Origin of the sequence: Lutibacter sp. Hel_I_33_5 (assembly GCF_007827455.1) — a bacterium.
Taxonomy (GTDB): Bacteria; Bacteroidota; Bacteroidia; order Flavobacteriales; family Flavobacteriaceae; genus Polaribacter.
Window position 1 is genome coordinate 2926494 of the sequence record NZ_VISM01000001.1, and the last position, 15982, is coordinate 2942475.

Genomic DNA, 15982 nt, shown 5'->3' on the forward strand with positions numbered 1-15982 from the left:
TAAAGTACTTAACTTCATTTTTCATCGTTTCGTCGAATAATAAAAGCCTTACAACTTATAACTTTTAATTTTGTGTGACTTTTAGAAATGAATGTTTCATAAGAATAGTAGAATAATTTGACGTATTATGGGAAAAAAATACATTAAATTAAAAGCTGTAGTCCTTACAGTTTTTATTTTTTCATGTTTAAATATAAGTGCACAAACAACATCTTGTGGTATTAATACAGGGACGCCACAAGAAATTTGTGAAGGGAACTTATTTCAGTTAGCTGGTTCCGGAGATGCAAATGTAGTATCCATAGTTTGGACACAAGTGTCTGGACCATTTATTGGAATTAGTGATCCAACAAGTTATACTCCAGAAATAACGGGTGCCACAGGTAATAATACGTATGTGTTTAAATTAACAGCATTGTGTAATGATGGTAATTATACTTCACAAAATATATCTTATGATGTAAAACCAAGTCCAGTTTCAATGGCAGGTTCAGATATTTCTGGATGTCCAGGGAATTATATGTTAGCAGGAAATACTCCAACTGGAACTTTTACTGGTAAATGGACAACAGATACAAATAATAATGCAGGTGTAACATTTGCAGATTCAACATCACCAACAACAAGTATTACATTTCCAGAAGGTTCTTCTGGTGAAACTACGTTAACTTGGACAGTTAGTGGAGCTCCTGGAACGTGTCCAGGTGTCTCAAGAATAAAAGTAACTAATTTTGGTGCAGAACCTGTAAATGCTGGGCCAGATAAAACATTATCGGCATGTTTTGGTGCTACAACTACCACTTCTTTAGCCGGCTCTTATGCTGGAGATGGTACAGGTGGACAAATGGGTATGTGGGAATTAGTAAGTGGACCAAATGCTCCTACTATAGCAGATACTTCAAAAAATAATACAGGAATTAGTAATTTAATTGAAGGTTCTTATACGTTTAGATGGATAGTTTCTGGTCCTTGTAAAAATGGAAACGATACAGTAACCATTACTGTACCTCCACCAACTGGTGCGGTATCTACTGCTAGTAGTTTAGTAAGTATAAGAAATATTAGAATTTGTGACGCACCAACACCACCAGCTACTACACAATATTTATTAGAAGCTTTACCTCCATTATATGCAGGAGAAACTGTTGAGTGGACATTTGTTGGAGGAGGTTTAACTGCAGCTCAAAAACCAGTGATTGCTAACGCTACTTCACCAACTACTTTAGTTACTAATTTATCTGGAAACCCAAAAGGATTAGCTACAGCACCCGCATTTTATAATTATAAATTTAGATATACGGTAAAAACAGCTAACCCAGATTGTGATACTACTCGAGATGTAAATATTAAAGTCATAAACAGTGCAATTAGTGTTAACCTTACAGATAATGGTACAGCATCAGAATGTATTTTGGCTACTTTAAATCAAGCAACGAATAAAGTAAATGTAACATTTGGAATTGATAGAGATAATTCTGCCTCTACCATGAAATACAAAATTATTAGTGGCCCAGTTACTACTAATAGTTATTCATCAATAAAAAGTATAGCAAATAACAATTCTAATACTACAGCAACTTCGATGACGATACCTTTTACTAAAATAGGTACATATGTTGTAGGGATAACAAGAGAAGCAGGAGGGAATGCTAGTTCAGAATGTTCAAATGATTCGGATGAGATAACAGTAAAAATATCAGGAAAACCAGATCAATCTAATGCAGGAACAGATATTTTTATTTGTGATCCTACAAATGATGCAAATTTAGTTGGAAATAGTCCTGTAGATGGTATAGGAATGTGGTCTCAAATAAGTGGTCCAGCAATGGCTACAATTGCAGATGCATCTAGTGCTTCTACAACTGTAGACTTTCCTGTGGCAACAGGATCTGGTAAATACGTTTTTAGGTGGGTTATTAGTGGAGGACCACAAGCAGATCTTGATACAAAAGCTTTTGACGATGTAATCGTAAGAGTTTCTACAGGCCCGCCAACTCCGCCAGCAAATTTTGCTGGATCAGATGCAACTATTTGTGCTGGAGGGTTTCTGCTTGATGCAATAGCTTTAGGAGGTGATGAAAGTGGTTTATGGACAGTATCTTCTTTGCCTGATGATTCTGGTGTAAATATTATTGATCCAACTGATCCAAAAACTAGAGTGCTTGCTTTAAAGAAATCGACTGTATATACATTTACATATACATTAACAAATGGTTGTGCTAGTACTTCAGATTCTGTAGTAGTAACAACAACAACAGGGAGGTCACAAGTAGTTAGGGCAGGACAAGATCAATGTATTACAAGCGGAAATTCAGTAACATTAGAAGGAACAGTACCAAAAGCGGGATCAACAGGGACTTGGACTTTAGTTTCGGGTCCAGCAGGAGCAATGATTACTCCAGCAAATTCAAGTACTACAACAGTTAATAGCATGGTAGATGGAAGTTATGAGTTTATGTGGAGTATTCCAGATACTGACTGTCCAAATAATGTAAGTTCAGATAATGTTATAGTAGCTTTGTATAATACGATTCCTTCAGCTGGGCCAGATCAAGATGTTTGTGGGTTAAATTCTATCTTAATGGCTGCAACAGCACCAAACGCTCCAAATCAAGGTACTTGGGTACAAACTTTCGGTTCTGGTGGATGGACTGTAGATGATATTAATAAACCAAACGCAAGTTTTACAAATTTAAGTGATGGTGTATATGAATTTGAATGGAAAGTTTCTGATGCAGATTGTTTTACGGGTGATAAAGTTAAATTTACCATCGCAAATCAACCAACACCACCAGGGTTTGCTACAGCTACTTTAAATGTTTGTTCAACAACAGCGACATTAAATGCTAATACGGTTACAGTTGGAACAGGTAATTGGGCTTTTGTTTCAGGTCCTACTACGCCAGTAATAGATGATACATCTAAAGAAGATGCAAAGCTAACGAGCTTAAAAACTGGAACTTATATATATAGATGGACAACATCTCCAATATTTCCTAGTCCAAATACAGCACCAACTTGTAACTTAGTTAATTCAGCTGATTTAACAATAAACGTAATTACTCCGGCTGCTATAACAGGTAGTCCTGCTCAATCATTTTGTGCAGCAGAAGATGTTTTATTAGAGGCAATAGAAGGTTCTACAGGTACATTTAGTTACGTGAGTTCTACTCCATCAGGGGCTGCTATACCTGTTATTACTGTTTTAAATGCAAAAGGAAATAAAGCCTCAGCTACAATGGAAGAGGGATATGTTTATGTTTTTAGATATACATTATCGGGAGCTGCAACTTGTACAGATCCTTCGTTTAAAAAAACGGATGAAATTACAATAACGAACTCTGCAAAAATTGTATCAAATGCAGGTACAAATAAAGAAGTATGTATTGTTTCTCCAGCAACTACTGGTTCAGTAACTATGACTGCTAATGCACCATCTTCTGGTACAGGTAAATGGACAAAAATTAGTGGACCAAACGGAGAATCAATAGTTAGTCAGAATTTAAATACATCCGTTATAAACGATTTATCAGTTGGAACTTATATTTTTCAATGGGAAATTACAAATGGAAAATGTGAAAATAGAGATCAAGTTACAGTAACAGTACAAGCACCTCCTAGTGTTGCAGATGCAGGAGACGCAACAATGAATTTATGTATATTAAACCCACAATTAAGTGCTGTGGCACCAACAAGTGGACTAGGAGTATGGAGTGTTGTTAGTGAAACAGGTATGAATGTAGCATTTGATAGTGCTAATAGCCCAACAACAACTTTAACATTAACCAATGGTTCTGTTGGAGATACAGCAAAATTAAGATGGACAGTCCAGAACGGAGCATCTTGTACAGCTACAACAGATGATGTAGATGTTACAATTATTGCTGATGTAAGCGGTTCTTTATCTTTAACTGCTCCAGTAGTGACAATGGCATGTTCGGGAATGTCAAATGGAACATTTACTACCACTGCTTCGGGAGGTACATCACCTTATACATATAATTTATTAACTGCAACTAGTTTAACGGGTGCATACATAGATGCTTCACAAACCGATGGAGATTCAGATGGTAGCTATACTGGATTAACATCTGGATTTTATAAAGTTGAAGTCATTGATACTTTAGGTTGTGGTTCTAAAATTGGAACTGCTAAAGAAATAGAAGGAGCTGCAGCTACTCCAGTTCCTACAACGACCAATATAGTACATTGTGTTGGAGATTCTCAAGTGGCGTTAACAGCGACACCGTCAGCATCACCAACAGGAACTCTAAAATGGTACGATACTAATGCAACAACACTATTAGCAACAGCACCAACACCAAGTACAGCAGCTTCTGCAATTGGAACAACTACTTATTTTGTAAGTCAAACACATACGCATAGCGGAGGAGAAGTTTGTGAAAGTCCAAAAGTATCTATTAATGTTCTAGTAAATGCTTTACCTTCAAGTAGTTTAACTGTTGAAGGAGATAAGATTAATAAAGGAAGTAATGGAACTATTACTGTTAAAAATAGTGTTTCTGGTTTTTCGTATCAATTAAGATTAGATTCAGATAATTCTACTGTTGGAACTGCAAAAGCAGGTACTGGAGGAGATATTACATTTTCAGTAGCACCAACAACGAATACATTGTACAATGTATTAGTGCAAAATACAACAACAAATTGTGCAACAGAATTAACAGCAACAGCTTTAATAGATATACTACCAGTAGCAACTACAGATTCAGCTAGTTATACTCCTGGAGGAACAAATCCGATGCTTGATATTTCGAATAATGATACTACGGGAGATGCTGTTGTGCCAACTACTGTAAAATTAACGACTACAGGTTTACCAGCTACAGGAGTAGGATCAGGGACATTAAGTCCAGATGGAAAAACCTTAACAATAAACGGACAAGGAGTTTGGACAGCTAATCCAACTACAGGTGCATTAAACTTTAGTCCATGTACAGCAGCAGGAACGCCAGACTCAAGTTGTACTGGTGCTTTTACAACAACTCCAGAAGTAATTACCTATTCAGTAGAAGATGCACAAAATAACCCAGCAACCACTACAGTAACCTTAGATTCGTTACCAATCGCAACACCAGATGAAGCAAGTTATGACCCAACCAGTGCTACAAATTCAGTAGACATTTTAGGCAATGACACCACAGGAGATACAGTTGTTCCAACAACCGTACAATTAACAACAACTGGATTGCCAGCTACAGGAGTAGGATCAGGGACATTAAGTCCAGATGGAAAAACTTTAACAATAAACGGACAGGGAGTTTGGACAGTAAACCCAACTACGGGAGCATTAAACTTTAGTCCATGTACAGCAGCTGGAACACCCGATGCAAGTTGTACAGGAGCTTTTACAGGTGTACCAGAAGTAATTACTTATTCAGTAGCCGATACACAAGGTAATACAGCAACATCAACAGTAACCTTAGATTCGTTACCAATCGCAACACCAGATGAAGCAAGTTATGACCCAACAAGTGCTACAAATTCAGTAGATATTTTAGGCAATGACACCACAGGAGATACAGTTGTACCAACAACCGTACAATTAACAACAACTGGATTACCAGCTACAGGAGTAGGATCAGGGACATTAAGTCCAGATGGAAAAACTTTAACAATAAACGGACAGGGAGTTTGGACAGTAAACCCAACTACGGGAGCATTAAACTTTAGTCCATGTACAGCAGCTGGAACACCCGATGCAAGTTGTACAGGAGCTTTTACAGGTGTACCAGAAGTAATTACTTATTCAGTAGCCGATACACAAGGTAATACAGCAACATCAACAGTAACCTTAGATTCGTTACCAATCGCAACACCAGATGAAGCAAGTTATGACCCAACAAGTGCTACAAATTCAGTAGACATTTTAGGCAATGACACCACAGGAGATACAGTTGTACCAACAACCGTACAATTAACAACAACTGGATTACCAGCTACAGGAGTAGGATCAGGGACATTAAGTCCAGATGGAAAAACCTTAACAATAAACGGACAAGGAGTTTGGACAGTCAATCCAACTACAGGAGCATTAAACTTTAGTCCATGTACAGCAGCTGGAACGCCAGACGCAAGTTGTACAGCAGCTTTTACAGGTGTACCAGAAGTAATCACCTATTCAGTAGCCGATACACAAGGTAATACAGCAACATCAACAGTAACCTTAGATTCGTTACCAATCGCAACACCAGATGAAGCAAGTTATGACCCAACCAGTGCTACAAATTCAGTAGACATTTTAGGCAATGATACCACAGGAGATACAGTTGTTCCAACAACCGTACAATTAACAACAACTGGATTACCAGCTACAGGAGTTGGATCAGGGACATTAAGTCCAGATGGAAAAACCTTAACAATCAACGGACAAGGAGTTTGGACAGTCAATCCAACTACAGGTGCATTAAACTTTAGTCCATGTATAGCATCAGGAACGCCAGACGCAAGTTGTACAGGAGCTTTTACAGGTGTACCAGAAGTAATCACCTATTCAGTAGCCGATACACAAGGTAATACAGCAACATCAACAGTAACCTTAGATGCTTTACCAATCGCAACACCAGATGAAGCAAGTTATGACCCAACCAGTGCTACAAATTCAGTAGACATTTTAGGCAATGATACCACAGGAGATACAGTTGTTCCAACAACCGTACAATTAACAACAACTGGATTACCAGGAACAGGAGTAGGATCAGGGACATTAAGTCCAGATGGAAAAACTTTAACAATAAATGGACAAGGAGTTTGGACAGTAAACACAACTACAGGTGCATTAAACTTTAGTCCATGTACAGCATCAGGAACACCCGATGCAAGTTGTACAGGAGCTTTTACAGGTGTGCCAGAAGTAATTACGTATTCAGTAGCTGATGCACAAAATAATACATCAACATCAACCGTTACCTTAGATGTTTTACCAATCGCAACACCAGATGAAGCAAGTTATGACCCAACAAGTGCTACAAATTCAGTAGACATTTTAGGTAATGACAACACAGGAGATACAGTTGTACCAACAACCGTACAATTAACAACAACTGGATTACCAGGAACAGGAGTAGGATCAGGGACATTAAGTCCAGATGGAAAAACCTTAACAATAAACGGACAGGGAGTTTGGACAGTAAGCCCAACTACGGGAGCATTAAACTTTAGTCCATGTACAGCAGCTGGAACTCCAGACGCAAGTTGTACAGGAGCTTTTACAGGTGTACCAGAAGTAATTACCTATTCAGTAGCCGATACACAAGGCAATACAGCAACATCAACAGTAACCTTAGATTCGTTACCAATTGCAACAGATGATACTGTAGATTATACATCTGGAGGAGCAAATCCGACCATTGATATTTTAAGTAATGATACTACTGGTGATACAGTAATTGCTACAACTGTAACATTATTGTTAACAGATTTACCAGCTGGATCAACATGTGAGAATACTCAAGGTGGAGATTGTATTGAGGTAAAAGTACCAAATGAAGGTACATGGACAGTTAATGAAACAACTGGAGTTTTAACGTTTGTTCCTTTACCAACTTTTACAGGTGATCCATCACCTATAAAATATGAAGTAGAAGATGCTGAGAATAATACAACAACAGGAACTGTAACAATTGATAGTTTACAAATAGCGACTCCCGATTCTGCAACGTATACACCTGGAGGAACAAATCCTGTAGTTTCTATTTTAGGGAATGATACAACAGGGGACACAGTAGAACCAACTACAGTAACTTTATTATTAACAGATTTGCCAGCCGGATCAACATGTGAGAATACACAAGGAGGAGATTGTATCGAGGTAAAAGTACCAAATGAAGGAACTTGGACTGTTGATGAAACAACAGGGGCTTTAACTTTTGTTCCTTTATCAACATTTACAAGTAATCCTTCTGTAATAAAATATGAAGTAGAAGATGCTGAAAATAATATTACATCAACTACTGTAACCTTAGATGCCTTACCAGTTGCAAAAGATGACGCTTCAACATATACTCCAGGTATCGCTAAAACAATTACTATTTTAAGCAATGATAACACAGGTGATACTGTTGTTCCAACAACTGTAAAATTAACGACTACTGGTATTACTGGAGGTACTTTAAGTTTAGATGGAAAAACATTAGTTGTCAGTGGAGAAGGGGTATGGACAGTAAATCCAACTTCAGGTGAATTAAGTTTTAATCCGTGTACGGCAGCTGGAAATCCAGATGCTTCATGTACAGGAGCATTTACGGGAAGTCCTATGCCCGTTACTTATTCTGTGGAAGATGCACAAAATAATACTACAACAGCAAAAGTTACTTTAACAGCAGATCCTTTACCAGTAGCTACACCTGATGCAGCAACATATACACCAGGTGGTACTAATCCAGTTATTAATATACTTAGTAATGATACTACAGGAGATACAGTAGTACCAACTACAGTAATGTTATTATTAACAGATTTACCAGCAGGATCAACATGTGAGAATACACAAGGAGGAGATTGTATTGAAGTGAAAGTACCAAATGAAGGAACTTGGGCTGTTGATGAAACAACTGGAGTTTTAACATTTGTTCCTTTATCAACTTTTACAGGAAATCCTTCAGTAATAAAGTATGAAGTAGAAGATGCACAAAATAATACAACATCATCTACTGTAACTCTTGATGCATTACCCGTAGCAACAGATGATGAAGTTACATATACTCCTGGAACTCCAAAATCTGTTACTGTTTTAAGTAATGACACTACTGGTGATGCAGTTATACCAAGTACTGTAAAATTAACACTTGCAGGAATAACGAGTGGTACTTTAAGTACAGATGGAAAAACATTAGTTGTAAATGGAGAAGGGGTATGGTCAGTAAATTCAACTACTGGCGATATAACTTTTAACCCTTGTACAGCAGCTGGAAATCCAGATGCTACTTGTACAGGAGCATTTAATGGAAATCCAATGCCAGTTACATATTCTGTAGAGGATGCTCAAAATAATGTTACAACAGCTAAAGTTACTTTAACCGCAGATCCATTATTACCACTTACTTTATCGTTAAGTGATGATTCAATTTGTAGTGGAGCTAGCGGAGATATACTATTAACAAATAGTATTGTTGGGGTTTCTTATCAACTTAGAAAAGATGATGATGATTCAGCGATAGGAACTCCAATAGATGGAACTGGAGGTAATATTACTTTTAGTGATTCTCCTTCTAGCACAACAATATATAATGTTTTAGCAACAAACAAGACTACTTCTGGTTCTGTAGAACTTATAGATAAGGCAACTATTACAATTAAACCTACCCCAGTAATAAATTTAGGAGTTGTAGGCGCAATTGGAAGTTGTTCTGGAACCGATGGAAGTATTGAGTTAACAGGATTAACTTCAAGTACTAATTATGATTTATCATATAAGAAAGATGGCGTATTAGTAAATACTATGATAACAACGGGAGCATCAGCAACCAACACAATTATCGGAAGTTTACCAGCGGGAAGTTATTCAGACTTTCAAGTTACATTAAATGGATGTCCATCAGCAATACTTGCTGTGCCAGTAGTATTGGCAGATCCTACACCAGCGATGATAACTTTATCAGCAAGTACAAATCCAACAACATGTGGTGGAAATGACGGAACAATTGTAATCTCAAATTTAGTTGCTTCTGAGAGTTATGTAATTTCTTATAGTAAAGATGGTACAGCTTTAGCAACAGGAAGTTTAGTAGCTCCAGCATCAGGAATGTTAAGTTTAACAGGTTTATCAACAGGAAGCTATTCAAACATTAGTGTTGCTTCAAATGATTGTGCAAGTAATATTTTAAATACGGTTGTTTTATCAGATCCAATGACACCAGCTTTAAGTTTGGTTCAGGCAAACGATCCAGCAAATTGTTCTGGAAACGGAAGTATTGATTTTAGTGGATTGGCAAATAATACAACGTACACCTTTAATTATAGCTATAATGGTTCAAACTCAAGCAAATCAGTAACGAGTGATGGAACAGGAAACTTAAATGTTTCGGATTTAGCACCAGGACTATATGAAAACATGAGTGTAGTGTTAGCTGGTTGTACCTCTAATACAGTTGCAAGAGCGGTTATTAATCCACCAACAATAAGTTTAGGAACTTTAACTAATGCAAGTACATGTGGAGGAACAGGAAGTTTTGAGATTTTAGGCTTAGTAGCGCAAGAATCTTATATGGTAAGCTATACTTTTAATGGAAGTGCTACCAATGTTACACAAACTTCAACAGCAGCTGGAAGCATTGTTTTAAGCAATTTATCAGAAGGAACTTATACAGGAGTAATGGTAACGGATAGTTCAAACGGATTATGTACTTCAAATACAATAACTACTGTAACTATTAGTTCACCAACTTCACCAATGATTAGTTTAGGTACTTTAATGAATCCAACAGGATGTTCAACAAGTACAGGAAGTATTGAATTAACAGGATTAGCTAATAATAGTTCATACGAATTAAGTTATATCTATCAAGGAAGTACAACAACACAAACCTTAGGAACAGATGGTTCAGGAAACTTAACAGTTACCAACCTAAGTTCTGGAGCGTATACCAATATAAAAGTAAAAAGTACAACAACAGCTTGTGATAGTAATGTTGTAACAGCTACTTTAAATGACCCAACAAGTCCAAATCCACCATCGATAACAGATCCACAAGAGTTTTGTGGAAGTGCAACAGTAGGAAACTTAACAGGTGTAGTAGGATCAGGAGAAGAGTTGTTATGGTATGATGCTATGACAGGTGGTAATTTACTAATGAATAATGCGGTATTAGCAACAGGAATTTATTACGCTGCAAGTAAAGATTTAACAACAGGATGTATAAGTCCAAGAGTATCAACAAACATTTTAATTAAACCTACTCCAGTAATTACTTTAGGAGTTGTTGGCGCAATTGGAAGTTGTTCTGGAACTGATGGAAGTATTGAGTTAACAGGATTAACATCAAGTACTAATTATGATTTATCATATAAGAAAGATGGCGTATTAGTAAATACTATGATAACAACGGGAGCATCAGCAACCAACACAATTATCGGAAGTTTACCAGCGGGAAGTTATTCAGACTTTCAAGTTACATTAAACGGTTGTCCATCAGCAATACTTGCTGGGCCAGTAGTGTTAGCAGATCCTACACCAGCGATGATAACTTTATCAGCAAGTACAAATCCAACAACATGTGGTGGAAATGACGGAACAATTGTAATCTCAAATTTAGTTGCTTCTGAGAGTTATGTAATTTCTTATAGTAAAGATGGTACAGCTTTAGCAACAGGAAGTTTAGTAGCTCCAGCATCAGGAATGTTAAGTTTAACAGGTTTATCAACAGGAAGCTATTCAAACATTAGTGTTGCTTCAAATGATTGTGCAAGTAATATTTTAAATACGGTTGTTTTATCAGATCCAATGACACCAGCTTTAAGTTTGGTTCAGGCAAACGATCCAGCAAATTGTTCTGGAAACGGAAGTATTGATTTTAGTGGATTGGCAAATAATACAACGTACACCTTTAATTATAGCTATAATGGTTCAAACTCAAGCAAATCAGTAACGAGTGATGGAACAGGAAACTTAAATGTTTCGGATTTAGCACCAGGACTATATGAAAACATGAGTGTAGTGTTAGCTGGTTGTACCTCTAATACAGTTGCAAGAGCGGTTATTAATCCACCAACAATAAGTTTAGGAACCGTAACTAATGCAAGTACATGTGGTGGAACAGGAAGTTTTGAGATTTTAGGCTTAGTAGCGCAAGAATCTTATATGGTAAGCTATACCTTTAATGGAAACGCTACCAATGTTACACAAACTTCAACAGCAGCTGGAAGCATTGTTTTAAGCAATTTATCAGAAGGAACTTATACAGGAGTGATGGTAACGGATAGTTCAAATGGATTATGTACTTCAAATACAATAACTACTGTAACTATTAGTTCACCAACTTCACCAATGATTAGTTTAGGTACTTTAACGAACCCAACAGGATGTTCAACAAGTACAGGAAGTATCGAATTAACAGGATTAGCTAATAATAGTTCATACGAATTAAGTTATATCTATCAAGGAAGTACAACAACACAAACCTTAGGAACAGATGGTTCAGGAAACTTAACTGTTACCAACCTAAGTTCTGGAGCGTATACCAATATAAAAGTAAAAAGTACAACAACAGCTTGTGATAGTAATGTTGTAACAGCTACTTTAAATGATCCAACAAGTCCAAATCTACCATCGATAACAGATCCACAAGAATTTTGTGGAAGTGCAACAGTAGGAAATTTAACAGGTGTAGTAGGATCAGGAGAAGAATTGTTATGGTATGATGCTATGACAGATGGTAATTTATTAATGAATAATACGGTATTAGCAACAGGAATTTATTACGCTGCAAGTAAAGATTTAACAACAGGATGTATAAGTCCAAGAGTATCAACAAACATTTTAATTAAACCTACTCCAGTTATTAATTTAGGAGTTGTAGGTGCAATTGGAAGTTGTTCTGGAACGGATGGAAGTATTGAGTTAACAGGATTAAGTTCAAGCACTATCTATAGTTTATCATATAAGAAAGATGGCGTATTAGTAAATACTATGATAACAACGGGAGCATCGGCAACCAATACAATTATCGGAAGTTTACCAGCGGGAAGTTATTCAGACTTTCAAGTTACATTAAACGGTTGTCCATCAGCAATACTTGCTGGACCAGTAGTATTGGCAGATCCTACACCAACGATGATAACTTTATCAGCAAGTGCAAATCCAACAACATGTGGTGGAAATGACGGAGCAATTATAATCTCAGGATTAGTAGCTACAGAAAGTTATGTAATTTCTTATAGTAAAGATGGTACAGCATTGACAACGGGAAGTTTAGCGGCTGATGGATCAGGGTTGTTAAGTTTAACAGGCTTATCAACAGGAAGCTATTCAAACATTAGTGTTGCTTCAAATAATTGTACAAGCAATGTTTTAAACACAGTTGTTTTATCAGATCCAATGACACCAACCTTAAGTTTAGTTCAAGCAAACGACCCAGCAAATTGTTCTGGAAACGGAAGTATCGATTTTAGTGGATTGGCAAATAATACTGGTTATATGTTTAGTTATACTTATAACGGAATATTTATCAGCAAAACTGTTACGAGTGATGGAACTGGAAACTTAAATGTTTCGGATTTAGCACCAGGATTGTATGAAAATATGAGTGTAGGTATTGCTGGTTGTACCTCTAATACAGTTGCAAGAGCAGTGATTAATCCACCAACAATAAGTTTAGGAACCGTAACCAATGCAAGTACATGTGGAGGAACAGGAAGTTTTGAGATTTTAGGCTTAGTAGCGCAAGAATCATATACAGTAAGTTATACTTTTAATGGAAGTGCAACCAATATGACACAAACTTCAAGTGCTACTGGAAGCATTGTTTTAAGTAATTTATCAGAAGGAAGTTATACTAATATTCAAGTAACAGATAGTACAAATAATACGTGTACTTCTAATACACTTACTACGGTTGATATTAATTCACCTGTTTTACCAATGCTAACTTTAGGTACAGTTACCAATCCAGCAGGATGTTCAACAAGTACAGGAAGTATCGCTTTAACTGGATTGGCTAGTAATAGTTCATACGAAGTAAGTTATAGTTATCAAGGAAATACAAATACACAAACTTTAGGAACAGATGGAGCAGGAAGTTTAACCATTACAAATTTATCGGATGGAGCTTATACTAATATTAAAGTAAAAGATACAGCTACCGATTGTGAGAGTACAAGTAATTCAATTACTGCAACTTTAACAAGTCCGTCTGCACCAAAATTACCAAACATAAAAACTCCACAAGCATTTTGTGGTAGTGGAAAAGTTGGAGATATTATTGGAACAGTTGAAGCAGGAGAGGAATTACAATGGTTTGATGCTTTAACAGGAGGAAACTTATTATCTGATACAACACAATTAGTTACAGGGATGTATTATGCGCAAAGTAAAGATCTAGCTACGGGATGTGTAAGTGCAAGAGTTGTAATTGATGTTACAGTAAATCAGTGTTCTGATTTAGGATTAACAAAAACGATTAGTACTGGATCTCCTAATGTTGGTGATGTAGTAACATTTACTATCTCATTAACAAATAATGGTCCTGATGTGGCTACTGGAGTATCGGTTGAAGATATTCTGCCAATTGGATACGGTACAATTACATCGATAACTAATTCGGGAGTATTAACAGGAAACACAATTAATTGGACAGGGTTAACAGTTCCATTAACAGGAATTAAATTAACGTATAATGCAGTTATAAAAGCACCAACTGGAGCAGCTGATGAATATAAAAACATTGCACAGATTACAGCTAGTGACAATGTAGATTTAACAAGTAATCCAAATAATGATAGTGGAAATCAAAGTGAAGATGATGAGGATAGTGTTATTGCTACGCCACAAGTTGCAGATTTAAGCATCGCAAAAGTAGTTGATAATACCAATCCTAATGTTGGAGATATAATCACATTTACTGTAAGTGTTTTAAATGATGGACCAAATGTAGCTACCAATGTTTCTATAGAAGATTTATTACCAGTTGGGTATACGTATATAGATAATAGTGTAAGTGGAAATGGAATGTATGATAGTCCTTCAAGAAAATTAACATGGTCAGGAATTACAATTCAAGTATCTGAAACTGTTAATTATCAATATAGAGTTCGTGTAAATGCACCAACTGCTGTGCCAATTCCAGATGGGGAATATAATAACGTTGCTCAAATTACTGCGAGTGATCAATTTGACTTAGACAGTAGAATTGCAAACTTTGGAGGTGTGGTTGTAGAAGATGATGAAGCGAATGTTTCAATAACTCCGCAAGTATCAGATTTAAGTATTAATAAAACGATTAATGTTACTCAGGCAAATGTTGGAGATATTGTAATATTTACAATTTCTGTTACAAATGATGGATCGCATGATGCAACAAATGTTTCGGTTGTTGATAGTTTACCAATTGGATATGAATATGTGACTCATAGAAACGGGACTTATGATGCGATTACTGGAATATGGAATGTAGGTACTGTACTTGATCAGGCAACAGTTAGTTTAGAAATTGATGTTAGAGTTTTAGTACCAACAGGTGTTGCTGGAGAATATACTAATGTTGCAGAAATTTCTGAAGCAGATCAATATGATCCAGATAGTAATGCTGGTAATGGTACAACTAATGGAGAAGATGATGATAGTCAAGCAGGTTTAAACTTACCAAATATAGATTTAGCGTTGGCAAAAACTGTTGATGATGATAAACCAGTTGTAAATAAAGAAGTAACATTTACAATTACATTAACTAATAACGGATCAGTTACAGCAACAAATGTTAGTATTTCTGAAAACATTCCTTCTGGATATGAATATATTTCACATACAACAAGTACCGGAACCTATGATGAAGTTTCTGGTGAATGGGAAGTTGCTAGTATTGCAGGTGGAGCTTCAGAAACATTACAGATTATTGTAAAAGTAAATGAAAGCGGAGATTACTTAAACACAGTACATGTATCTTCTGTAGATCAAGTAGATTCAGATACTACAAATGATACTAGTAGCGCATCAACTACGCCAATTTGTTTAACTATTTATAATGAATTCTCTCCAAATGGAGACGGAGCAAACGATACATTCACAATAGATTGTATCAATAATTATCCTAATAATATTTTCGAAGTATTTAACCGTTGGGGAAATACAGTTTATAAGAAAGTAAATTATAACAACACTTGGGATGGTACTTCAAATGGTAGAGCAAATATAAATGTTGATAAAAAATTACCAGTTGGAACCTATTATTATGTCCTTGATTTAAGAGACGGAAGTAAACCTAAAACAGGTTGGTTGTATTTAAATAGATAAACTGAAAAGAAAAAAGAT

At 36.2% G+C, this 15982-nt stretch carries 1 protein-coding gene; it reads left to right on the forward strand.

Features of this window, described 5'->3' with window-relative positions; all coding sequences use genetic code 11:
* Positions 1 to 127 precede the first annotated feature (127 nt).
* Positions 128 to 15964, forward strand: a complete 15837-nt coding sequence (locus OD91_RS12820) for a gliding motility-associated C-terminal domain-containing protein (protein ID WP_144896775.1) — start codon at positions 128 to 130, stop codon at positions 15962 to 15964.
* The last annotated feature ends 18 nt before the right edge of the window (positions 15965 to 15982 follow it).

Bases quoted from the DNA above. Each gene is read 5' to 3' on its own strand.
- OD91_RS12820 (WP_144896775.1), top strand. From the start codon at position 128: ATGGGAAAAAAATACATTAAATTAAAAGCTGTAGTCCTTACAGTTTTT.